The sequence below is a fragment of the Rhodococcus sp. BP-261 genome (genome assembly GCF_019835205.1).
Lineage (GTDB): Bacteria > Actinomycetota > Actinomycetes > Mycobacteriales > Mycobacteriaceae > Rhodococcoides > Rhodococcoides kyotonensis_B.
In genome coordinates, this window is the sequence record NZ_JABUCO010000020.1 from 35600 (window position 1) to 58859 (window position 23260).

At 65.3% G+C, this 23260-nt stretch carries 19 protein-coding genes and 1 tRNA gene; 8 read left to right on the plus strand and 12 right to left on the minus strand.

The window, feature by feature from the left end:
- Positions 1-14: 14 nt before the first annotated feature.
- The 6 genes from HQ354_RS19435 to HQ354_RS19460 form a co-directional block, all read right to left on the minus strand.
- On the minus strand, positions 15-683 hold the full coding sequence (locus HQ354_RS19435; RefSeq protein WP_222635375.1) for a methyltransferase domain-containing protein: 669 nt from the start codon (positions 681-683) through the stop codon (positions 15-17).
- Positions 680-1207 carry a hypothetical protein gene (locus tag HQ354_RS19440; RefSeq protein WP_068422731.1) on the minus strand — a complete coding sequence of 176 codons (528 nt, stop codon included), beginning with the start codon at positions 1205-1207 and terminating at the stop codon, positions 680-682. The genes HQ354_RS19435 and HQ354_RS19440 overlap by 4 nt, the downstream gene beginning before the upstream one ends.
- A complete protein-coding gene (locus tag HQ354_RS19445; protein WP_068422734.1) occupies positions 1171-2379 on the minus strand; it encodes a molybdopterin-dependent oxidoreductase in 1209 nt (402 codons plus the stop codon). Before HQ354_RS19445 ends, HQ354_RS19440 begins: the two co-directional genes overlap by 37 nt.
- A 7-nt stretch (positions 2380-2386) precedes the next feature.
- Positions 2387-3076 (minus strand): hypothetical protein, encoded by a 690-nt coding sequence (locus tag HQ354_RS19450; RefSeq protein WP_068422737.1) that lies wholly within the window; start codon positions 3074-3076, stop codon positions 2387-2389.
- Positions 3077-3349: 273 nt separating this feature from the next.
- Positions 3350-4933, minus strand: coding sequence for a GMC family oxidoreductase (locus HQ354_RS19455; RefSeq protein WP_068422740.1), 1584 nt, complete (start codon positions 4931-4933; stop codon positions 3350-3352).
- A 9-nt stretch (positions 4934-4942) separates the two neighbouring features.
- Positions 4943-6661: an aldehyde dehydrogenase family protein gene (locus tag HQ354_RS19460; protein ID WP_068422994.1), complete on the minus strand. Its 1719-nt coding sequence runs from the start codon at positions 6659-6661 to the stop codon at positions 4943-4945.
- A 177-nt stretch (positions 6662-6838) separates the two neighbouring features.
- Between HQ354_RS19460 and HQ354_RS19465 the strand changes: the two genes are divergently transcribed.
- Positions 6839-7999, plus strand: coding sequence for a CdaR family transcriptional regulator (locus HQ354_RS19465; protein WP_068422743.1), 1161 nt, complete (start codon positions 6839-6841; stop codon positions 7997-7999).
- Complete coding sequence (gene aac(3) / locus HQ354_RS19470; protein WP_068422746.1) at positions 7996-8847, plus strand: aminoglycoside 3-N-acetyltransferase; 852 nt, start codon at positions 7996-7998, stop codon at positions 8845-8847. Before HQ354_RS19465 ends, aac(3) begins: the two co-directional genes overlap by 4 nt.
- Here aac(3) and HQ354_RS19475 read toward each other — a convergent pair.
- The 6 genes from HQ354_RS19475 to HQ354_RS19500 all read right to left on the minus strand — a co-directional run bounded on the left by HQ354_RS19475 (position 8787) and on the right by HQ354_RS19500 (position 16643).
- A complete protein-coding gene (locus HQ354_RS19475) occupies positions 8787-9734 on the minus strand; it encodes a triacylglycerol lipase (RefSeq protein ID WP_068422749.1) in 948 nt (315 codons plus the stop codon). The genes aac(3) and HQ354_RS19475 overlap by 61 nt on opposite strands.
- Before the next feature lie 137 nt (positions 9735-9871).
- Positions 9872-9942: transfer RNA gene (locus HQ354_RS19480), tRNA-Gly, on the minus strand.
- A 51-nt stretch (positions 9943-9993) separates the two neighbouring features.
- A complete protein-coding gene (locus HQ354_RS19485; RefSeq protein ID WP_308115236.1) occupies positions 9994-11796 on the minus strand; it encodes an EAL domain-containing protein in 1803 nt (600 codons plus the stop codon).
- Between the two features lie 56 nt (positions 11797-11852).
- Positions 11853-13697 (minus strand): bifunctional diguanylate cyclase/phosphodiesterase, encoded by a 1845-nt coding sequence (locus tag HQ354_RS19490; RefSeq protein ID WP_068422751.1) that lies wholly within the window; start codon positions 13695-13697, stop codon positions 11853-11855.
- Between the two features lie 43 nt (positions 13698-13740).
- A complete protein-coding gene (locus HQ354_RS19495; RefSeq protein ID WP_261768934.1) occupies positions 13741-15891 on the minus strand; it encodes an Rv1355c family protein in 2151 nt (716 codons plus the stop codon).
- Positions 15888-16643 (minus strand): hypothetical protein, encoded by a 756-nt coding sequence (locus HQ354_RS19500; RefSeq protein WP_167676216.1) that lies wholly within the window; start codon positions 16641-16643, stop codon positions 15888-15890. Before HQ354_RS19500 ends, HQ354_RS19495 begins: the two co-directional genes overlap by 4 nt.
- 226 nt (positions 16644-16869) lie before the next feature.
- Between HQ354_RS19500 and dcd the strand changes: the two genes are divergently transcribed.
- From dcd to HQ354_RS19530, 6 genes are all read left to right on the plus strand, one after another.
- Entirely contained in the window at positions 16870-17448 is a 579-nt protein-coding gene (gene dcd / locus HQ354_RS19505; RefSeq protein ID WP_068422760.1) for a dCTP deaminase, read from the plus strand.
- 111 nt (positions 17449-17559) lie between these two features.
- Positions 17560-18621: an Hsp70 family protein gene (locus HQ354_RS19510; protein ID WP_222635374.1), complete on the plus strand. Its 1062-nt coding sequence runs from the start codon at positions 17560-17562 to the stop codon at positions 18619-18621.
- Between the two features lie 38 nt (positions 18622-18659).
- Positions 18660-20108: a CYTH and CHAD domain-containing protein gene (locus HQ354_RS19515; protein WP_068422765.1), complete on the plus strand. Its 1449-nt coding sequence runs from the start codon at positions 18660-18662 to the stop codon at positions 20106-20108.
- Positions 20109-20192: 84 nt separating this feature from the next.
- On the plus strand, positions 20193-21050 hold the full coding sequence (locus tag HQ354_RS19520) for a hypothetical protein (RefSeq protein WP_254303427.1): 858 nt from the start codon (positions 20193-20195) through the stop codon (positions 21048-21050).
- Between the two features lie 111 nt (positions 21051-21161).
- A complete protein-coding gene (locus tag HQ354_RS19525; protein WP_157105240.1) occupies positions 21162-22100 on the plus strand; it encodes an Hsp70 family protein in 939 nt (312 codons plus the stop codon).
- Between the two features lie 102 nt (positions 22101-22202).
- Positions 22203-23255 carry a fused (3R)-hydroxyacyl-ACP dehydratase subunits HadA/HadB gene (locus HQ354_RS19530; RefSeq protein ID WP_068422770.1) on the plus strand — a complete coding sequence of 351 codons (1053 nt, stop codon included), beginning with the start codon at positions 22203-22205 and terminating at the stop codon, positions 23253-23255.
- The last annotated feature ends 5 nt before the right edge of the window (positions 23256-23260 follow it).

The window sequence follows — 23260 nt, forward strand, 5'->3', positions numbered from 1 at the left end:
GGCCCAGGCACCGACTATCCGCGCACGGGTGCCGAAGGCGCACTCAAGCGCGCGACGTATCGCCCGTGAATCTGCCCGATGTCGACGACGCGTAAGCCGGCCGAGCGTGCCAGATCGGCCGTCGCGTCGGCGCTGACGCTGGCCCACGCAAACCAGTCGCCGACCATCGTGTCGGTCTCCCACCGCACGGTCCGTCGACGTACGGCGCCGTCGCCCGGGGGATCGACCTCGGCGATGATCGTGCCGTCGGGGCGGATCAGTTCGGCGGCACGACGCAACAGCCGGACCGGATCTCCGCCGATGCCGATGTTTCCGTCGGCCAGCAGGACGCAGGCCCATTCGCCGGCGTTCGGTAGGGGTTCGAACAGATCTCGCAGCACCGCACGGCCTCCACGCCCGACGGTCAACTGAACGGCCTCACGGGAGGTGTCGACGCCCAGAGCCGAGATGCCGCGTCGCGCAAGACCTTCGGTGAGACGGCCGGGCCCGCAGCCGAGATCGAGTGTGGGACCGCTGCAATGGCCGATCATGCGATTGTCGGCGATACGGTCTTCGGTCGTCGACGCGTCGCCACCCATCCATCGAGCGATCGGCAACGAGACGCGTGTGCCGTCGGAATCTCCCATCCAACAGGGAAGGCCCGAAGAGGCCCGTCGAAACAGCTCGTCGGCTGTGACAGTCATGCAGGCCTCCTGGTGAGTGCGGTGCGAAGTGCATAGGTGATGGCGCTGATCCCGAACAATGCTGCGGTGAGCGCGAGCCACCGTCCGAGGAACGGGTCCTGAGTCAGACCCGTTGCGGCGACATAGGTTTGCGAGCCCTGCGAGATGATCCCGGGCAGGAACAGCACGAATGTCAATGCCGTCCCCATCAACGGGATTCGTATGTAGTTGAGCGGCGATACACGCCAGCGGACGTGAGGGGCGCGGCCGCGGACAGCGGCGATACCGCTCGAGAGAGACCGGTCGACGACTGCGTAGAGCGGGAACAGCACCAGATCGTGCACGACGACGGCCCCTGCGAACCACACTGCGATGGACTGCCACCAGACATCACGATTCCAGAATGTCTGTATGCCTGCCATCCAGACCACATAGCCCATGAGGGCGAAGGCGAAACCCATTGCCAGCACATGCAATGGGTGCGCCCCGTAGAAGCGGACGAAGTACCTCACGAGACAGTCCTGAATTCGATGGTCTCGACCCATTTGGTGTTGTGCACCCCGGGCATGGCCGGGACGATGATGCGAGCCGGGTAACCGTGGTCCGGCGACAGGTCGACTCCATTGACTCGCAGCGCCAGCAGCGAGTCCGGGTGCAGCACCTGATTGGACTGCAGCATCGCCTGACGGAACGGCCCGTCCTTCTCGAGTGACGTGACCTGCGCGGATCCCGGTTCGGGTGTTCCGGCAGCGGCGGCCAGGTCGCGTAGCCGCACTCCCGTCCATGTCTGTACCGTCGACCAGCCCTCGACGCAGGCGATAGGCAACCGGGCAGTGTGTTGAGGCATCGTCAGCAACGCTTCGCGCGTGAAGGTCACCGGCGACGTCCCTCCTGTCAGGGTGAGAGTCCACCCCGCATGGTCTTCGGGAATCCGGGCAGCAGCGGCGGTCCGGTTGACCTGGAAGTCGTTGGGTCCGTCGCCGTAGGAACGGCCACGGGGAAGGAGAATCGCTGCGTTTCGAAGGAATCCGCCCGTCGTCTGCCCGACGGTGAGTACTGCGACGAATGCCGCACCGCCACCGACGAGGGCAAGCGCACCGCGTCGGCTGATAGTGGGCTCCGACGGGTCGGCGGCGATCAGATCGGAGTCGCCGTGCTCCTGCCCGTCACGAAGAGTCTGCATCAGCGAGCGTCCGCGGAGCGTACGAATCATCAACGGTGTCTTGAGAATCGCGTGACTGACGAATCCGGCGATGAAGATCCACGCGCCCCAGTAGTGGGCCGTGTAGAAGCTGAAGCCGAAGATGTAGTCGTACTGGATGTTCAGAACACCGGTGACGATCTCGAACAGGATGCCCCCGACGAGCGCGAGGAGCGAAAGACGTTCGAGCGCTTGGGCAATCGACCGTACGGGTGGTGTCGTGAAGAGCTTCGGAATGACCGACCACAGTTTGGCCAACACGATCGGAACGAGCACCAGTCCGAGTCCGACGTGCAAGCCTTGCGTGAGGCGATACAGCCAGACGGGATCGGTGGGCCAATCGAACTGCGGCAACCGCAGCCAGCCGACGTCGCCGGGCATCGCCTGCCCGAACTGCGGTCCATACGCGATGTAGGACAGCAGCCCGGTGACGATGACGATCGGCAGGCCGACGAGCAGAACCGCTCCGAGAACCGAGGTGAACCACGGTCCGCGGAGCGGGCTGCGAAAACCCATCGGTGTTTTACGCAGTGGCGATGGTGATGGTTGCGACGCCCACGAGCAGGCCCGGGGTGACGGCGTCGGTCTTGAACGTATCGTTCAGCAGGCCGGCTGCGGTCTCCGAGATCTTGACCTGGGTGCCCTGCAGGATCGCGGTGTTGTCGGGGCCGGTGGCCAGCGGGTTCAGGGTGCGGCCGTCGAGATCGAAGATGACGGCATCTTCTGCGGCGACGTCGCCGTTCACCGTGACCGTGCCGGTCAGCAGAGACGTTCCCGGATCGATGTCGAAGTCCGTCAGCTCGACGACGGTGTCACCTGCGGTCAGCGAGAGTCCGCTGCCGTCGTGCATGATCTCGCCCTGCACGTACGGGTCGACGGTGCCCGGCTCCCAGTACTTGACCTCGCCGCCGGTGATCGGGAAGGAGATGGAACCGTCTGCGAGAGTGGCGGTTCCGATGGTTCCTGGGGTGAGGCCCAGGGTCGTGAGCGCGCCGGTGAATCCGGGGTCGAGGGCCACCGCGGTGCTGACGCCGTTGGACAGGTCGTCGACCTCGGCAACAGGCTCCGGGGTAGCTTCGGCCGAGGTGGCTGCTGCCGACGTGGTGTCGCTGGAGCTGGAGCTGGACGAATCGTCGCTGGAGCACGCCGCGAGCGGTACGAGCGTCATCGCACCGATTGCGGTGGCGGCCATGACTTTACGGATCGAGATCATGATGATTTTTCTCCCTTGCGTTGGCTCGTCTTACCCGAGCGTTGTGGGGGATTCGCCGCAGCCTCGAATCCGGATGGGTCGAAAGTCGATGGCCGGTTCACCCGGCGCTCGTTCGTCTTCCAGCGACGCCGCCATACATGTTGTGGCGGTGGCATATTCGACGCTACATCGGCAAGGGGGCAGGGTCACTCGTTCAGCACGATCGTTACGGCCCGTGACACATCACGGTACGATTCGTTACCGTACCGTGATGTTTGAATTTCGCCTGGGCGCTCAGCCCAGAATCAGATCCGCGGCCTTCTCGCCGATCACGACACTCGGCGCGTGGGTGTGCCCGCGGATGATCGTCGGCATGATCGACGCGTCCGCGACGCGCAGCTTGTCGACACCGCGCACCCGCAGGTCCGGCGTGACGACGCTCGACGCGTCGCTACCCATGCGGCAGGTGCTGACGGGGTGGTACAGCGTGTGCGCGTTCTGTTCGAGCGCCTCGGTGAGGAGGTCGTCGGCGGAGGCGTCGGCACCGACCCTCGGCCGCACGATGTCGCCGAGCAACCCCTTGAGCGCCGGCTGCGACGCGATCTGCGTACACACGCGCAGTCCCTCGATCATCGCCTGCCGGTCCACCCCGTCGGGATCGCTGAGGTAGCGGGGTTCGATGATGGGCTTGGCGAGCGGGTCGGCGGAGCGCAACGTGATCTCGCCGCGGCTTTCGGGCCGGAGCAGGACGGACCCGATGACGGCCGCATGCGCGTCGGGCGCGATGAGGCCTTCGTCGAAGAACGGCGCGGGCGCGTAGATCAGCTCGACGTCGGGCAGCGAGACGCTGTCACGACTCCTGATGAACCCGTACGCCTCGGCCACGTTGGACGTGAGCATTCCGCGTCGTCGGACGAGGTAGTTGACCAGTTCGGGGATCTTCTCGGCGAAGAACAGCGAATCCTTCTCGACGCTCCAGCCGATCAACGCGGCGAGGTGGTCGGTGAGGTTCTTGCCGACGTGAGGCGAATGGTGCAGGACCTCGATGCCGTGTGCGTCGAGCTGTGCCTTGTCTCCGATGCCGGACAGCATGAGAAGCTGCGGTGAATTGACCGCCCCGCCGGCGAGAACGACTTCGCGCGCGGCACGCACGGTACGGACGACACCACCCGAGACGTATTCGACGCCTACCGCCGCGGTCCCGTCGAACACCACTCGCTGCGCCTGCGACTCGGTGAGAACGGTCAGGTTGGAGCGCTTGCGGATCGGCTTCAGGTACGCGTCCGCCGTGCTCCACCGCGCCCCACGCTTCTGCGTGACCATGGTCTGCGAAAAGCCTTTCGGCTCCGGCAGATTCGCGGGTTCGACGGGGTAGCCGGCTTCGCGCACGGCCTCGAGGAACGACGACGTCAGTGCACGCGGGCTGCGTTGGTTCGACACGATCAACGGGCCGGAGTTGCCGGCGTCGAGAGCTGTTGCGTTCTCGATGCTTTCTATCTTGCGGAAGTAGGGGACGATCTTGTCGAACGACCACGACGAATCGGCCAGTGACGCCCATTCGTCGTAGTCGGCCGCGAATCCGCGCACCCACATCATGGCGTTCATCGACGACGACCCGCCGAGCATCTTGCCTCGCGGCCAGAAGATGCTGCGGCCCTTCAGTTCGGGCTGGGGCTCGGAGTCGTAGTCCCAGTCGACGTCGCTCCGGAACAGTTTCGAGAACGCCGCCGGAATGTGCGCGAACTTGTTCTTGTCCTCCGGCCCCGCTTCGAGGAGGACGACGCTGTTGCGTGGGTCGGCGCTCAGCCGGTTCGCCAGCACAGCCCCCGAGGATCCTGCGCCGACGACGACGTAGTCGGCGATCGATGGGTGGTCCATGTTTCCCCCTTATCCGCGCAACGCCGAGGCGAAGATCGCGGGAAGTTTCGCCCACGACGGCTTACCGGCGAATGCTGTCAGCAACCTACCTGTCGTGGCGGCCGTTCGGTTGGAAAGGAACCACGGAGGTTTGGGGGTGAGCGCCCATTCCCGGGCCAGCAGCGAGCGCGGCGCCGGCCGGAACGGGCCGCGCACCACCGTCCGTTCTGCGCCGTCGATCAGCAAAGCGTTGTGCACGATGCCGATTCCACTCTGGACGTCGTCGATGGTGTGTCCGGGAAATGCGCCCCACGTGGCTGCGGCGGAGAGGAATCCGAGGCCCGTCCACGTATTGACGGCAACCGTTCCATAGCGCAGTTCGGCGAGAAGGGATTCGAAGCGATCGCCCATCTCGGCGATCGTCGAGGGATGCGCGATGATGTTGATCCCGAGCGTTCCGACGAAGTCGTCGTTCGCGGTCTGCACTGCCTTCTCGGCGAATGAGTTTCCGGTGCAGGGTAGTTCGACGACACCGAGGACCGGTGCGAAGTACTCGGTGGTCAGCAGGGCCGTTTCGTCGCCCGGATCGATGTCGCCGATCAGCACGCGTCCGTTGCTCAACCGTTCCGACCGGGGATAGCTGTCGAGCGCGCCGGTCACCCGCGCGTCGCTGCCGGGGTAGTAGGCGCGGCGACCGGGCGCGCGGTCGAGGGCGTCACGCAGGGCGGCGAGGAATTCGTCGCGCTGGTCCCATGCCGACGAGATGATCACCGCCTGCGCTGCGACGCAGTTGTAGCCGTTGTTGTGCAGTCGTTGTGTGGCGATGTGTTCGGCCTGGAACTCGATGTCCGCGCGGCTCCACTTGCCGGGAAGCACGATGGTCGGTGACACGCCACCGAGTTCGCTCGTCATGGGTTTCGTCAGGATCGGGTCGTTGGCTGCTTTTCGTTCGGCGCCGGTCTCACCTGGACCGAACACGATGGCGTCGTGCGTGATCGAACTACCGGTCATGTGCACGTGCGCCACCGACGGATGCTGCACGAGGTACGTTCCGACTTCCGGGCCGCCGGTCAGAATGCGGACCGCGCCGACCTCGATCAGCGGCGCCAACACCGTCGTCAGGACGGGCAGCATCGGATCGGTGATGGGGTTGAGCTTCAATGCGACGACGCGGTTGTGCGCGAACAGCTCGTAGAACGTGTCCAGCGGTGCGATCGACGTGATGTTGCCTGCACCGAGGACGGCGCCGATGCCGCCGGTCCGCGTCGGCTCACGTTGGGCCAGCCCGGCGCTGCGGGTCGCAGTCGCTGCATCGATGCCGGGTTTCAGCCAGACGTCGGCGCGAAAACCGCTGAGCAGCAACGAATCGTACATGGTCATCGGTAGGACCTGAACGGTCGTGCGGTCGCCCGGGGCCGAACCGAACTCGACCGACGCGAGCGGGCTGTTGCCGGAGTCCAGCGCAGTCAACGTGTGGATGAGCGTGCTCGCTCCGCCGGCGAACGCGTAGGGCCCCGACATCCACTCCTCACCGAGCAGCGGCGACGACTCGCTCAGGCCCTTGATCACGCGGGCGGCGTCGACCCATTCGTTGCCGTGCTCGACAGTGAGGTCACGGACGCGACCGAGAAGATCCGCGCGCTTCGACAGCGACAGCGACGCCCATGTCTTCTCGCCCTCGCCGAGCTCTGCGAGGGCCGTGTCGACGGCATGGCGTGCCTCGATCTCCGCGTTCCGATCGACGTGCAGATGGGTTGTGGATCGTTCGGTCACTTCGGGCAGCCCCCGTCTCGCTCGGCATCGGTCCTTCGCTGTGATTGTCATCGCAGCCGAACGCGGACGCTATGGGCGGACGCTGTCGACTTCTTGTGCCGTCGCACAAAGAAACTGTGGCCTGGCTAACACCGGGTGATCTAGCATCGAATCATGACGACTGCACCGGCCGCCACCGCGTCCTACGAGCTGGCGGCGCCGCTGATGGATGCGGTGGACAGCCTCACCGACGAGCTAGTTCGACGCATCCTCGACGCCGAGCACGGGTATGTCGAGTCCACGTCGTTGACGCGGGAGCAACTTCGCGAGGCTTGTTTCGCGAACGTCACGGCGCTGATCTCGAACCTCGCGGGCATACGACCGATCGACTTGGACTCCGCGCGAGCAGCGGGTCGCTTGAAGGCCGAACAGGGCGTTCCGCTGGCCGCTCTGCTCCATGCGTTTCGATTGGGCGGACGCCTCATCTGGGAAGAACTCATGGAGCGTTCGGAGGCGGACCGACCACGGGCGCTGCTCGACATCGCTGCCCAGGTGTGGGCCCTCGTGGACGTCTACTCCGATGCAGCGGCGGACGCCTATCGACTGAGCACCGAGGCCAGGGCCGAGCAGGACGCCGATGTGCGACGACGGCTCGTCCGCGCGGTGTTCGCCGGTCACGGATCGAATCCGGCCGCCGTCTCCGACGCACTGCGCACGTTCCGTATCCCCGAGCGTGGCAGTTTCGTCGTCGTGTCGGCCGAGGCGTCCTGCGCCGACATCGCTACTCGCGGGGTCGATGCGATCTGGGACAGCGAGGTCGACGGCGTGCTCGGACTGTTGTTCGCCGGTTCCGATGCCCTTCTCGACGCCGTCGTCGACGCCATTCCTGCCGGCAGCGGCAACATCGGCGTCAGCTCACTGTTCTCGTCTCCGTCCGGTACGCCTGCCGCGGTCGAGCAGGCAAGGCTCGCCCGGGCGTGTGCACGCGTGGACGATTCCGCGTCGACGCGGTTCGACTCGGTTCCGGTCCCGCTGCTGCTCGCCGGAAACCCCGATTCCGGACGCACCGCAGGACGGCAGATCCTCGGTAAACTCCTCGATCTCCCCGACGCCGAGAGGTCGAGCCTGCTGGCCACGTTGGACGCGTGGTTCCGCTCCAAGGGGTCGACCACCGACGCAGCCGAACGGCTGCACTATCACCGCAACACCGTGCTGTACCGCTTGCGGCGGATACAGGAGTTGACGGGGCGGGACTTCCTCGACCCGGTCCACGCGTCGGAGTTGTTCATCGGGTTACGTGCTTATCAGCTGTGCATGGACGGCTCGATCCAGTGAGCCCGCATACACGGGCGAGCCTGGCGGCCGACGCGGCAGCACTGGGTCTCGGCGACGGGAACATCGTCATGATGCACGCGGCGTTCAGCCGAGTCGGTCCGGTTCTCGGAGGCCCCGATGCGCTCGTCGACGCCGTGCTCGACGTCGTCGGGCCGTCGGGAACGGTTGTGTCGTACCAGGATTGGGGCGTCGGTGTCGACATCTGGAACGACGACGGCAGTGTGCAGGAGCCGCTGCGCGCGCACGTCCCTCCGTACGACCCCGCGACGTCCCGGCCCGCTCGCGACCACGGCATCCTGGCGTCGACCATTCGTTCCAGGCCCGGTGTGCACACCAGCGCCAACCCGGGAGCTGCCATGTCCGCGTTGGGTTGTCGCGCCGACGAACTGACACGTGATCACCCGATGGACGACGGCTACGGCGCCTCGACACCGTTGGCACGGATCGTCGCGTCGGGTGGCATGGTGCTGATGGTCGGGGCGCCTCTCGACACGATGACGGTGTTGCATCATGCGGAGGCCACCGCCGACATACCGGACAAACGTCGCGTGCGCATCGAATACCCGCTACGGGGTGACGACGGCAGCACGGTCTGGCGGTGGGTGGAGGAGTTCGACACGTCGAGACCGATCGTCGACGGCCTGGACGACGACTACTTCGCGTCCGTCGTCGAGGATTTCCTCGCGACCGGTTCCGGCCGTCGAGGCACGATCGGCGACGCGGACAGCGTGCTCGTCGACGCGCGGGAGATCACCGCATTCGCGGTCGACTGGCTGACGCGTCGCAGTCAGTTGCTCGCGACGACGACGTCGAGAATGCCTGCACCGAGAGGAACCGGACCGCAGTAGGGGACGATTCCCGCGCTCGGATCGAGCGCTGCGAGAACGAGTCCCAGCGTCGTCGGATCGTAGGTGATCGTGAAGTGCGCGACGTTGTTGATCGGGCATACGTCCTGCACCACGATGTTCGTCACGTCCGGGTCGTGGAACAGCGCGTTGGTGTAGGGCTGGATCGTCTCGTCGACGCGGGTCGCGATGGACGTGTAGTGGACGCCGGGCACGGTGTCACCGTGTGCGTTCAACTGGTTCAGAAATTCCGATCCCTGAAGCAGTTGCACGAGCGCGGGCCCGAATTCACTCGACACCGCTGTGGTTCCACCCGGAATGGATTGCACGACAGGGGAAAAGCCGTACGCGTTTCCGCCGTAGGTCGGTGACGCGATACCGATCCATTCGTCGACGACGGCCGCCCCGCCCAACTCGTTGGTGTAATACCGTGACACCGCGGCGCCTTGCGAGTATCCGACGATGTCCACCTTCTCGGCGCCGGTTCGCGCGAGAACGCGTTCGGTGAAGTCCTTCAGTTCGGCTGCGCTGTCGCGAATGTCGCTGTATCCGTAAGTCGTTCCGTCAGGCGACGCGCCGTAGTTCAGTGCATACGCGCAGTACTCCTGTGTCTGCAGGACCGGACCGAGGCCCGCCCAGTCGGCATACGCCGTCGCATCGGTGCCGTGCACCAGGATCACGGGGTTCGGATGGTTCGGCGACGGCACGCACGAGGTGTCGTTGACGCCGGGTGGTGTCGAGTTCGGATGCGCTTCCGAGTAACGGATCGCGTCGGCATGACTGGATTGCGCAGGGCCGGGAACGGACGGCACGACGGGCTGTGCCGTCGCGATGCCGGCACCGAGCGCGATCGCTACCGTGCAGAAAGCCACAGTCAGTGTGCGGTTCACACAATCCCTCGCGCATTCTCCCCCGCGTTGCCTTCACGATATGCCGGTCGTGGTGACTTGTCGCAGCGAGCGAGGGGATGTATCGGGATTGTTCACAAAAGGCAGGTCGGTCGTTACACGCCGATAACTCCGTGAAGAGCCGGTGACGGGAATCGAACCCGCCTCTCAACCTTGGGAAGGTCGCGTTCTACCAATGAACTACACCGGCGTTTCGGGTCGTACGACCCGCGAGAAGACACTGTAGCAGCACGGGGATGCGTCAGATGTCGATGGTGACGCCCCGTAGCAGCTCGAGTGCGTCGGCTGCGGGGACAGGTCGGGATATCAGGTAGCCCTGGGCGCGTCGGCATCCGAGCCCCACCAGAACGTCGGCGGCCTCACGCGTCTCGACGCCCTCGGCGATGACGTCGAGATCGAAGGATGCAGCGAGTCCGACGACCGAAGCGACGATCGCGACGTCGTCTCGATCGGCAGTTCCGAGGCTGGCCACGAATGCCCGGTCGATCTTCAAGGCATCGACCGGTAGTTCCTTCAGGTGCGACAAAGAGCTGTAGCCGGTGCCGAAATCGTCGATGGCGACGTGGACACCGTGACGGCGCAGCCCGTGCAGGGTTCGTCGGGTGCGTTCCAGATCCTTCACGACGGCGACCTCGGTGATCTCGAGACACAGTGACGCGGGCGCGATGCCGTACTGCCGCAGCACCGCCGCGACGGTGCGTACGAAGTCGGTGGACACCAACTGTGTGGGTGAGACGTTCACCCGCATCGAGATGTCGAGTCCGGGTAGTGTGCTGCGCCAGTCGGCCAGCGTTCGGCACGCGTTCTCGAGTACCCACCGGCCGAGTTGGGGTGCGAGGTTGGTCGCTTCGGCGACGGGGATGAAGGCATTCGGGGGCAGGAGGCCACGGATCGGGTGCTGCCATCGCACGAGGGCTTCGAATGCCGTGACCCTGCCGCTGATCAGGTCGATCTCCGGCTGGAAGTGCAGCAGCAATGCGTTGTCCTCGATTGCATTCCGCAGATGCACCTCGACGTCGCTTCGCAGTTCGCTCTCCCGCTGTACCTCTTCGTTGAACTGCGCAATGTTTCTGCCGCCGTCGGCCTGCGCGATCAGCGCGGCCTGGTCGGCGCCTTTCAACGCGGCCTCGGCGGAGATGCGTCCCGGGTGGGCGACGGATATCCCGATGTTCGCTCGACGGTTTCCGTCCACGCCAGGCGCATTCAGCGCTCCGACTGCATCGAGGACGGACTTCGCGGTCACCGTGGCGATGTGGGCGTTGGCGGGTCCGCGCAGCACGATGACGAATTCGTCGCCGCCCAGACGTGCGATCACCGCGTCCGATCCGATCTCGGTGCGCAGGGTCTCTGCCACGGCGACGATGTATTCGTCCCCGGCAAGATGGCCGAGAAAATCGTTGAGCGCCTTCAATTGATCGAGGTACAGGGCCAGTACCGCGATCGGTCCGGTCGAATGATCGTCGAGTCGCTCGTGCAGATACGTGAGCAGTGCACGGCGGTTGAACAAGCCCGTCAGCTCGTCGTGCGTCGCGGCGTACCGGACGCGATTCTCGGCGTCGACTCTTGCGTGGACCTGTGTCATCAGGGCCGCGATGGCCCTGAGGGCGTTCAGTTCGTCGTACGACCATTCACGCGCGGACACTGTTCCGAACCCGAGGGCACCCACCGTGACACCGTTGTCGACCATCGGCACGACTGCCAAGGTGTCGGCGACGAATCCGGACGCCGACTCGACGAGTTTCCGGTATCCGTCGGCTCCGTCGCCGGCGCGGATGACGCGAATGTCGCGCAGCAGTTCGGTCGACGCGAACACGGGTTCGGCGTTCACGAACGAGACGATGTGCAGCGGGTCCGGATGCTTGACGTCGGTGCGCGGCGGCCATTCGGCGATCAGCACACTCGACCGTGTGTCGAAATCGACGTGGCGGAGGAACGCGATGTCCAGTTCGAAGCTGTTGACGAGTCCTCGGACAACTGCCTCGTAGGTCTCGCGGGCGGTCGCGGCGTCGGCGCCCATGAGCTGGGTCGCGACATCGGTCACCACAGCATCCAGACTCCGACGTCGATTCAGTTTCCTCTCCTACCTCGAGACTCCCCGCGTCACGGAGCTGACTCTACAGCCGAGACCAGCATGTTCCGCATGTCTTCTTCCGGAACGGGGCGCGAGAAGAGGTAGCCCTGTGCGCGATGACATCCGACAGCGAGTAGTTCGGACTGCGCCGCTTCGGTCTCGACGCCTTCTGCGATCAGGTCGAGGTCGAATGCTCTCGCGAGCGAGGCGATCGATCGAACGATGGCCTGGTCGCTTGCATCCGAGTCGAGATGCTCGACGAACTCGCGGTCGATCTTGAGCGCGTCGACCGGAAGGATCTTCAGGTGCGCCAAAGAGCTGAACCCGGTACCGAAGTCGTCGATCGCGATACTCACACCCAGCTCGCGGAGCATCGTAAGGACCTTCGCTGTCTGCCCGGTGTCCTGGACGACGGCGTTCTCGGTGATCTCGAGGCAGAGATGGGTGGGGGCCACCGAGCCCGAGGTCAGTGCGCGCGCGACGATGTCGACGAATTCGGTCGCCAGGAGCTGGGCAGGCGAGACGTTCACGCGCAGAACGATGTCCAGCGTCGGAATGTCTCGGGCCCACTCACTGTAGGTGCGTAGCGCATCCTCGAGGACCCATCGGCCGAGTTCGGTTGCGAGATCCGAGGATTCGGCGATGTCGATGAAGTCCGCAGGGGGTAGTAATCCGCGTGAGGGGTGCTGCCACCGAACCAACGCTTCGACGGCGGTGATGCGACCGGTCTGCAGGTCGATCTCCGGTTGGTAATGCAGTGTCAGCTCTCCGTTTTCGATCGCCGAATGCAGATGCAGTTCGACGTCGTTCCTCAGCGCGTTGCGGGCTCTGATGGTGGAGTCGAACAATGCGACGCTGTTTCCGCCGGTTCGCTTCGCCACCAACGCGGCCTGGTCGGCGTTCGCGATCACCTCGTGCACACTGTCGACACCCGGATATGCCGTCGTCACACCGATACTCGCGGTTCGGTTGATCGCGTCACCGGCGATGAGAACCCGGGTGGAGGAGACCGCGTCGAGCACTCGGCATGCCACGTCGTACGGCGACGCGGTCTTGCCGTCGATCGTCGCGGGCTGGAGTACGACGACGAATTCGTCTCCGCCCCATCGCGCGATGCTGACGTCGGGATCCAGCACACCCCGCAGGGTGTCGGCCAGTGCGCACAGATAGGCGTCCCCTGCGGTGTGACCGTAGAAGTCGTTGAGTGCCTTCAATCGATCGAGGTCGAGGAACAGGACCGCGACCGGCCCGCCGGTGGCCTTGGCGTCGAGCCGGCGTTCCAGATCGTCGGTCACGCCACGCCGATTCGACAATCCGGTCAGTGCATCGTGCTCGGCCGCCGTGCGCAGTGACTCCTCGGCCTCGATTCGAGCGTGCACCTGCGTGAACATGGACGCGATCGCGACCAGAGCGTTGGTCTCCTGTTCGGACCAGTCGCGGTCGCCGCCCTTGATGAGTCCGACCCATCCGATCGACCTGCCCTGGACGAGCGGGACGACCGCCATGGACGTGACCGCGTACCCGGACGCAGCCTTGACCCGTCGTCGATATTCTTCTTCCTCGGGACGCGGCCGAAACACCTTGGGGTGCAGCAGATGCTCACATGCTGCGAAGACGGGGTCGGCGTCGGCGAAGTACACGACTCCGAGGGGGTCCGGATCGGGGGCGTCCGGCCGGGCGGGCCACTCGGCCACCATGACCGTGGAGCGGTTGTCGTAATCGGTGTGGCGAAGGTACGCGGCGTCCACACCGAAGTATTCGACGAGAGTGCGCAGTACTCGCGTGTACGCGGTCATCACCGACGCTGCATCGACTCCCATGAGTTCCGATGCAACGTCGGTGACGAGAGCGTCGAGACTACGGATGTGTTTCATGGCTACCCCCGGCCATCTCGACGCCCGCCCGACAGCGGTTGACTCAGTTCTGCGGTACGGCGCCCGACTCTACCGGCTCCTCGGCCACATGAGACCGCGTTCGACGACGGCTGCGCACAGCCGTCTCGTCGGTGTGAGACAAACGCAGAACCAACGCGATCGACTCTCCGGTGTCGATTCCGACGATCGACTCGAACTGCTCTTTCAGCTGTGCCAGGGCCTGGGCGTAGTGCGCCGACAATTCGTCGAATTCCGCGGGCTCGTGAGCGTAGATGAACACCGGTGACGCGGGATGGACTGCGAGACCGTGTTCCTCGGCGGTGATCCACACGTTCTGAGTGCCGGATCCGCCGCGCACGAAATCGGCGGGTGTGTCCCCTGAAACGATCGTGACCGCAAGACCCGAACTGGACATGATGCGCTCGTGACTGTCCTCGCCGAGGGCGACGCCCGCGTCCCAATCACGAAGCAGCGCCATCACATCCGAGCGACGCGACACGTCGAGCTTGACGAGGTCCGTCGGATCGAGCGCCAACGCGTGAACGTCGATTCCGGTGTTCGGATCGGCCTGCCCCGGCCAACGAAGTTCCGAGATCATCTCCGAATGCAGCGAGTTCGTCAGATAGCGGATGCGATCGGACTCGGCGATGATGTCGGCGACGCGCTCGATCGCGTCGCGGTCGGTGACGAGCGCCAGACGCGTACCCTCGGCGTCCGCCGCGTCGGACAACGCGGACCTCGTCGCGTCGTCGAACGGACGGGGCGTTCCGAGATTCCGATTCGTGACACGGGACAGCACACGTGGGTACTTGGCTGCCAGATCGGTGTCGGTGCCGTCGGTCAGCGACAGGGTGATCTGTGCCGTGTCTCCGTTCGTTCGGATTTTCGGCTGTCCGACCAGACCGCGGTCCGCTGCAGCGACGCGAGCGTTGAACAACGCCGCACCCAACGCGACGTGGCTGCCGCGGTACGCGACGTCGAGCCCGGAGGTTCGGTGCGTGTCGACCTCGAGTGCGATCGATCCCTCGGAGACCGTGATGTGCCACGGCTGGACGTTCCCTCCCGAGGGCGCCCGGTTCGCGGCGTCGGCGATCGCGTCGAAGGAGCTTGCGGTCGCGGTCGTGGACTCGTCGGCGGACAGCGGAGAAACCGCGCCGTCGATGTGCACGTCGCCGGTCGGTACGGCGAGTGCGTCCAGATGCTCGTCGATGTGGATGCGGACGCGACCGGACTCGAGCTTCTGCCCGAGTCCGAAGCGTCGAACCGCGCCCGCGACCGACGCGCCTCCCAACCCGACCTCACTGCCGAGCTGCGGCCAGGTCGTCGTCGTACGGTCGACCTCGATCATCGACGCCGCCATACGAGCGGACAGGTCGTCGGCCCCCAGGAGCGCCAGTACGTACGGCACCTTGTCGTGCGTCGACAGTCCCTTCAGCGTGCTCGATTCGATGTCGCCGAGAAGGCCGTGGAACAGAGCCCGCTCCGGCTCGAGGTCGAAGCGTTCGACGTCGAGCAAGCCACGGTCACTGGTCTCCATGATGACGGGCACGCCGTGTGCGCGGGCATGCTCACGGACGAGGAGTTTGACGTCGAGCGAGTCGCATTCCTCGATCACGAGGTCCAGGCCGTCGACGAAGCTGTCGGCGGATTCGGCGGTCACGCCACGGTCGTCGATTTCGATCGGCAGGTACGGGTCTATCTCCGCGATTCGGCGTGCGGCGACGATGGGCTTCGTGATACCCAGATCGAGCAGGGTGGCGGGAATGCGATTCAGGTTGGACAGTTCGATCTCGTCGAAGTCGGCGAGTCGCAGTGCGCCGCAGACTCCGTCGAGAGCCAGTGCGTAGGCAATGGCATGTCCGACGCTCAGGCCGACGATGCCGATCTTCAGCGTCGAGAGTCGATCCTGTTCCTCGGCGGTGATCTTGTTGCGATTGCGGTCGAGCCGGAGTCGGCGGAAGGCGACGGGTCCCAGTGTCGCGACGACGGTTCGACGCCACGGGTAGTGCACCCACCGCATCGGTTCGTCGAGAATCTCCTGCGGCGGAGGCGGTGTCAGCCGCGCGAGTCCTTCGCGTTGTACCGACAGTGTGTCGAGAAACTCGATCGTCGGATCGTCGCGCAGCCGCCTGAGTTCCGCGCGGTCCGCCGAGTCGGTGTCGTCGAGAACGATTGCTTGCCAATGTGTGGTCATGATGCAGCAGCCTCCGTGGGGATGGGGGCGCGGCCCAACAGAGCGTCGACCGCGTCGGAGATGTAGCGATAGGTTTCGGCACTCGCAGTCGCATGTATCGCGCGATGATCCCACCAGAGGATTCGAGTGTTGTAACGGTGGTCGGGGTACGGCACTGGGTCGATGTGGGCCGCCATCACGGCACCCGAGTCGAGATAAGGGCCCACAGCGTGGTCAGCGCTCGTCGCGAGAGTGAAGCGGCATCCGAGAACTGCGGCGGCCAGCGATGCACCGATGGCGCCGAGGTATCCGGGTCTACCGCACCGAGGTCCGTCGACCGACGACCACACGGTCTTCATTTCCACGACGCCATGTGGAAGCCGATCGGCCACCATCGACCGCAGTGCGGTTCGGCCGGTCGGCGACGACGCCCACTCCAGATCCGCGTGGGTCTGCTGGGGGTAGGAGTACGGGCCCTGAACCCGAAGACCTCCACACAATTCTCCCGATCTGCTCAGCTTCGCGAAAAACAGCGACGTCGTCGACCCGTCTGCGATTCGCTCGTACTCCAATGCTTTCTCGACACCGAAATGCGAATAACTCTCTCGCGCGCCCTCGACGAATTCTCGCCACAGGTCCGGGCGTGCGCTCGGCGTGGTGGCCAGCACCGTGCACTGCAATTGATGGTCGAAATAGCTCGACTCGGGTGGAACGAGAACGTGATTACGCATTCGTTCTCCGACTCTCCGATCGAGCACGAAGGTGGAATTCATCGTCATCCCTCTGTGATAGCCCCGTGATGAGGCCAGAATTGGTGGACATTGCTCATTATCGGGGCAAATGGAACGAACGTGAGTCCGGCGAAATTTCCGAAGGGGTGGGCGCGAAGACGGATCTCGGCGTGCCCGCGCGGGCGGCGACCTCGACACCCGCCGGTAACCAGTCGCAGACGGGTGGTGCAGCGTTACGCGCTTCCCGGACGGCACGTTAGCCTTCGGTGTGCTGCTTTCCGACCGCGATATCCGTGCCGAAGTGTCCACCGGCAACCTCGGCATCGAGCCGTTCGATGCCTCGATGGTGCAACCGTCGAGTGTCGATGTGCGGCTCGACAAGCTGTTCAGGGTGTTCGACAACACTCGCTACACCCACATCGATCCATCGAAGCGGCAGGACGAGTTGACGACGCTCGTCGAGCCGGCCGAGGGCGAGCCGTTCGTGCTGCACCCGGGCGAGTTCGTGCTCGGTTCGACCCTGGAGCTGACGACGCTGCCTGACTACCTCGCCGGACGACTGGAGGGCAAGAGCTCGCTCGGCCGTCTCGGGCTGCTGACACACTCGACGGCAGGATTCATCGATCCGGGGTTCAGCGGTCACATCACGCTCGAGCTGTCGAACGTCGCGAATCTGCCCATCACGTTGTGGCCGGGCATGAAGATCGGGCAGCTGTGCTTGTTCCGGCTGTCCAGCCCCGCGGAGAACCCGTACGGAAGCGCGTCCGTGGGGTCGAAGTACCAAGGTCAGCGGGGGCCCACGCCGTCGAAGGCCTACCTCAACTTCGTGCAGTCCCCGGTCGACTGAACTTCACTTACAGTCGGTTTATCGGCCTGAAACCTGCGACACGCCGGTTTTTCCTGTAGCCTCACAAAGCGACCGTGTGGGTCGGGGCTTACATGGAGCGAGGTTTTTTCGATGGCCGCCGTATTCGGCGCATCCCTCGGCGTGAGTGGCATTCACGGGCTTTCGGTGGATTCGAGGAGGACTCCACCGGCGAGCACCGAGATGTTCGCCGCCCTTCCAGCCGCGTCGCAGAATTACTGGAAGGACGTCACCGCGACGGTGAAGAAATTGGCGGGAGGGGCACCCTCTCCCGTGCTGGCGCTGCGCGACAAGAATCCGACCGAGGCCTACGGCGTCGAATACGTGGACGGTCTTGCGCTCGTGTCCGACCTCGGTGCGCAGATCGGTGCACTGCAGGAGACCGGCCTGCTTGTCGACGAGAAGACCGTGGCGTTGTTCGACGTCGGTGCCGGCGGCGTCACCGTGTCCATCGTCGACGTCGCGTCGGGCCACGTACACGTCTCACGTCGCACCACCGTGTTGTCCGGCGATGCCTGCGACGCGGCCCTCGTGCGGTTTCTGCTCGAGCGGTACGGCTTCGGCCGGCCGTTGGCCCCGGACGTGCAGGAAACGTTCGTCGAGAGTGTGTGCGCGGGCAAGGAACGACTGTCGCGTTTCAGCGCGGTCGACATCGACGGCCCGCTGTCGGGCGGCGCGGCCCGGGTGCATCGCAGCGAGTTGGACGACCTCATCCGTGACGACGTCTACGACGCCGTCACGCTCGCCGAAGCGATGATCGCCGCGAATGCTCGCGTCGACGCACTCTTCGCGGTCGGCGGCGGCGCCGGCATGCAGATCGTCCGTCAATCGCTGTTCGACGCGGTGTCGGTGCCCGTGTTCGTGCCCGTCGATCCACAGCTGCTCGCTGCACGAGGTGCCGCAGGCGCCGCGGGCAGGCTCGTCGTCGGTGGTAGCGGGACGTCGGCCGGACGCCCGCGGCACAGCGACTCGTCGTCGAGGCATCGGGGCAGGCTGAAGAAGTCCCGCTATCTCGGTGGTGTGGTCGCGCTCGTGGTCGCAGGCGGAGTGGCCGCGTCCGCCGGTGCAGTGTCGAGGGATGCGGATCAGGCTGGCGGCGACGGCAACCCGTCCCGTGCCGTGTTCACCTCTCCGACGCACGTTCCGGCCGGATGATCGATCGATGTTCATCCGAATCGGGCACACTGGTTGGTATGGCTTCGATTCAGACCGAACGTGAAGACAAGTTCGACGCGGATGCGGACTTCGTTTTTCCCTCCTTGACCGATCTGGCCCCGAAGGGCGGTTCGATCGACGTATCGGAAGTGCAGTTGGTCAGTAGTTACTACGACACTGCCGACCTGGATCTTCTGCGGCGAGGCATCACGCTTCGTCGTCGCCGGGGAGATGCCGATACCGGGTGGCACGCGAAGGTCCCGGCGGACAAGGCCCGCACCGAGATTCGGCTCCCGCTCGGAACCGGTGAGGACGCGGTGGTTCCTGACGAGCTCGCAGACCTTCTCGTCGGCGCCGCCCTCGGCAAGCCGCTGGTACCCGTCGCGACGCTCACGTCGTTGCGCCGCGTTCATGTCGTCACCGGTGCCGGTGGGGCGGTACTCGCCGAGGTCGCCGACGATTCGGTCAGCGCCGACGTCCCAGGAGCGCCGGGGAGCGTCTGGCGTGAGCTCGAAGTCGAACTGGGGCCTGCCGGGTCGGAGAAAACTCTCGACAAGGCCGCGAAGGTCCTGAAGTCCGCAGGCGCCACGCGATCGGCCAGTTCGTCGAAACTGCACCGCGCGTTGACGACTCGGCCGGCCCGGCCGTCGTCGACACCGATCGGCGTGGTCGCGGCCTACCTCGACGAGCAGGCGCAGGCCATCTTCGCCGGCGACGTCTATCTGCGACGCGGTCTCGACCCCATTCATTCGACGCGTGTGGCGATCCGGCGTTACCGCAGCACGCTCCGTGTGTTCGCGGATCTGTTCGACGACGAGCAAGCCGAACGTTTCGACGAGGAACTGTCCTGGTATGCAGGGCTTCTCGGTGAGGTTCGTGACCGGCAGGTTCAACGAGCCCGATTCTCCGCCGCGGTGCACGCGCTCCCCGAAGAACTGGTGCTGGGCCCGGTCGCGTCGCGCATCGAGAACGACCTGCTGGCCGAGCAGATTCGTTCTCGTGCGATCGTGACCACCGAGCTCGACGGCGACCGCTACCGCGACCTGCTCACTACCCTGACGGCATGGTCGCAGAAGCTTCCGTTGGTCGACGGAGCCGAGGACGTCGGCGAGAAGTCTCTGACCAAGTTGGCGCGGAAAGCGTCCAAGAAGGTCGGCAGGCGTATCGATCAGGCCATCGAACTGGGTGACGACGAAGCGCTGCACAAGGCGCGCAAAGCGGCGAAGCGCGCCCGGTACGCCGCCGAGCTCATGCAGCCGATCCTCGGCAAGAAGGACGCCAAGGCCGAGATCAAGAAGTTCAAGCACGTCCAGGAGGTGCTGGGCGAGCATCAGGATTCGGTCGTCGCTGCGCAGACACTGCAGAAACTCGGCCGCGTCGCCGGTGTCACGCCGGGTGAGAACGGATTCACCTTCGGGTTGCTCTATGCCCGGGAAATGCAGGCAGCCGAGGCGGCCCGGGCCGAGGTGTCGGATTTGTCCCTCTGACTGTCCCTCGAACCGGGCACAGCGGTAACCTGACGCACGAGAAACCGACCGGAATCCCCGGTCGGCCGTCGAGCGTAGGGAGCCGTGACAGAAGTGCGTATTGCGCTGGGCGTACACGTGAGCACCTACGAGGTCACCGCGTCGCTCGTCGAGACCGGCACGCCGGAGCAGGGCCCGATCGCCACGCGAACGGTTCCGGTTGCTGCAGCGCCGGGTGGGATCGCCGGTGCGGTGTCGACTGCGCTCGGCTTCATGTCGGTTCAGGCGCGGCAGCACGACGTGGCCCTCGTCGGCGCTGCCGTCGTGTGCGAGAACTCGCTGCAACGTGAGATCGTCGCCGACGCGTTGGCCGAGACCGAGCCCGATCCGGTGCTCGTCGTCGACATCTTTGACGAGCGACTGACCGATGCCTTCTCGTCCGACGTCGCCGCGGCGTTGCTCGTCGGTGAAGTCGACGTCGTCGCGCCCAGGCCCGGTGCCCTGCCTGGGGCTCGCCGGACTGCCTGGCCGGTCGCGGCCGCCGCCGCGTGCGTGCTGGCTGCGCTCGGCGGTGTCACCGCATGGGCGATGACGTCGTCGCCGACGCCCCATCACGCGCCCGTTCCCGTCGAGATGGTGCATCCCACGAACGCGGTGACGATGACGGTCGAACCCCTCGAGCCCGTCGAGCCCGAGGCCGTGATCCCTGGTCCGCCCGTACCTGTCGAAATCGGCACGGCCACAACGATTTCCGTTACGAGGGACGCTGTCGCCCCTGCGCCCGTCGTCCCTCCTCGCCCGGTGTCGACGCAGACGCAGCAGCCGGGGCCGGTTGCCTCGACGACCTCGCGGACGACTCAGGCTCCCGAGCTGACGACGACCACGCCGCCGCCGGTCACGACGACCACGCCGCCGGATATCAGCACCACCACTGCGGAGCCGTCGACGAGCGGCAATGGGTGAACTGCGAAAAACAAACCGAAAGATCGCAAAACTGTAGTTCGACCTACCTCGAGACTTGTTTGCCGCTAGTATCTGCTGGTCGGATTGGGGTGACCTGAAGTCGAGGTAGTCATGAATGCGGTGCTGGGTGTCTCGGTGGGAACGTCGACGGCACGCGCAACTGCACTCGACGTCGCCGACGATTCGGTGACGTCGGCCAGTGTCGCGCGCTCGTTCGAGCCGGCCGATTACGTCAGCGCCGCCCTTGATCTTCTCGACTCGATGGCCTTGTCGCAGCGCGTCGACGGGGAGGACGTCGTGCTCGCCGTTCCGGACGATCCCGCGTCGCGGATGCGTACGTCGGCGTATTCGATGCACCGGTCCGAGCGCTGCATGGTGGTGTCGGAGCTCGGCGCGCAGTTGCGTTTTCTTCGCGGGACCGGCGAGCTCGACGGTCTTCGTACCGTCGCGATCTGCGATATCGGTGCGTCCGGTACGACGGTGTCGGTCGTGGACCCGTCGTCGGGACAGGTGTTCGGTTCGGCACGGACTTCGCTGTTCGGTGGCGCCGTGTGTGACGACGCGGTGCGCGACTATCTGCTCGAGACCTACGGCGCCGACGAACTCGTGTCGACCGCAGCTCTCGACGCTCTCACGACTGCGGTCCGCTATGCGCGCGAACAGCTGTCGAGCTTGCGGGTGGCGGAGGTGTCGGGTCCGTTCGTCGGTGGTCCGGTTCGGTTGTGGCGCAACTCTTTCGACGACATCATCGACCGATCCATCCGTTCGATCGAGGACTGGACGGCGAGCATCATCGTCGACGCGCCGAGGGCCGTCGGCGCGCTCGCCCTCGTCGGGGGGTGCGCACATATTCCGTCGCTGCGGCGCGTTCTTCGTCGGGATCTCAAGCTGCCCGTTCTCGCGCCGTCGCTTCCCGAATCGTTGACGGCGCACGGGGCTGCGCTGCTTGCCGCCGATGCAGTGCGACGTCGGCCGCCGCAGCCGTTCGCCGCCGTGACCACGATTTCGCCGCCGCGATTCGACCCGATGGCGCGCGATCGATCGGCGTAGAACTGTGGGGAGCAATCATGCGCTCCCACCGTTCCTATGACGTTCCACAAGCTCTCCGTCCCCTGTGGAACCCGTCGCGGAGAGACCGGTAGGTTTTCTGGAATGAGCGACAGCGAGTCAACAGTGGCAGGGGTCGATCCGGCTGAGCACGCGCGGGCAATGGTGGGCCAGCACTACAGAACCGACGACTACTACGAGGTCGGACGCGAGAAAGTTCGCGAATACGCGCGCGCAGTGCAGGATTTCAATCCGGCCCACTGGGACGGTGACGCAGCCAAGGCGCTCGGGCACACCGGGGTCGTCGCACCTCTCACGTTCATCTCGTTGGTCGGCACTCTCGCGCAGCGTCGGCTGCTCGAGAAGATCGCCGTCGGATTCGATCTGAGTCAGATGCTGCAGACCGATCAGGTTCTGCAATTCCATCAGCCGATCGTCGCCGGTGATCAGCTGTACTGCGACGTCTCGCTCGACTCCTACAAGGAAGTCATGGGCAAGGACATGATGGTCACCAAGAACATCGTGTCCAATCAACGCAACGAGCTCGTCCAGACCACGTACACTACGCTGCTCATCGGCCGTGAGGGTGACGTCGACAGCGGCATCGTCGAGGCGGCCGAGAACCTCGTCATGCACGGCGCGACGACGTCGGCCGCTCGGGCCAAAGCGGCCGACCATGCCGAGGAACAGGTCGAGCACCCGCCGCTCGAGATCGTCGAGCACCATGCCCAGCCTGGGGTGAAGTTCGACGACGTCGCCGTCGGGGACACGCTGCCCGGCCGTACCGTCCTGTTGACTCGCGGTGACCTCGTCAACTACGCGGGCGTTGCCGGAGACGCCAACCCGATCCACTGGAGCGAACAGTTCGCCAAGCTCATCGACCTCGACGACGTTCTCGCACACGGAATGTTGACGATGGGACTGGGCGGCGGATACATCACCTCGTGGATCGGTGACCCGGGTGCGGTCAAGGACTACACCGTCAGGTTCACCGCACCGATTCCCGTCGGCCCGCACAAGGCCGCCGAGATCGAGTTCAGCGGCAAGATCAAATCACTCGACGCCGACAGCCGCACTGCCGTCGTCGCGCTCGGTGCGACGTTCGAGGGGAAGCGAATCTTCGGGCACCGCGCCACTGCCACGGTTCAGCTCGGTTAGCCCGT

Coding starts and splice junctions, on each gene's coding strand:
- HQ354_RS19440 (WP_068422731.1), bottom strand. CDS start 1,207: ATGGGTCGAGACCATCGAATTCAGGACTGTCTCGTGAGGTACTTCGTC.
- HQ354_RS19435 (WP_222635375.1), bottom strand. CDS start 683: ATGACTGTCACAGCCGACGAGCTGTTTCGACGGGCCTCTTCGGGCCTT.
- HQ354_RS19525 (WP_157105240.1), top strand. CDS start 21,162: ATGAATGCGGTGCTGGGTGTCTCGGTGGGAACGTCGACGGCACGCGCA.
- HQ354_RS19445 (WP_068422734.1), bottom strand. CDS start 2,379: ATGGGTTTTCGCAGCCCGCTCCGCGGACCGTGGTTCACCTCGGTTCTC.
- HQ354_RS19455 (WP_068422740.1), bottom strand. CDS start 4,933: ATGGACCACCCATCGATCGCCGACTACGTCGTCGTCGGCGCAGGATCC.
- HQ354_RS19500 (WP_167676216.1), bottom strand. CDS start 16,643: ATGAATTCCACCTTCGTGCTCGATCGGAGAGTCGGAGAACGAATGCGT.
- HQ354_RS19515 (WP_068422765.1), top strand. CDS start 18,660: ATGGCTTCGATTCAGACCGAACGTGAAGACAAGTTCGACGCGGATGCG.
- HQ354_RS19495 (WP_261768934.1), bottom strand. CDS start 15,891: ATGACCACACATTGGCAAGCAATCGTTCTCGACGACACCGACTCGGCG.
- HQ354_RS19465 (WP_068422743.1), top strand. CDS start 6,839: ATGACGACTGCACCGGCCGCCACCGCGTCCTACGAGCTGGCGGCGCCG.
- HQ354_RS19450 (WP_068422737.1), bottom strand. CDS start 3,076: ATGATCTCGATCCGTAAAGTCATGGCCGCCACCGCAATCGGTGCGATG.
- HQ354_RS19510 (WP_222635374.1), top strand. CDS start 17,560: ATGGCCGCCGTATTCGGCGCATCCCTCGGCGTGAGTGGCATTCACGGG.
- HQ354_RS19490 (WP_068422751.1), bottom strand. CDS start 13,697: ATGAAACACATCCGTAGTCTCGACGCTCTCGTCACCGACGTTGCATCG.
- HQ354_RS19530 (WP_068422770.1), top strand. CDS start 22,203: ATGAGCGACAGCGAGTCAACAGTGGCAGGGGTCGATCCGGCTGAGCAC.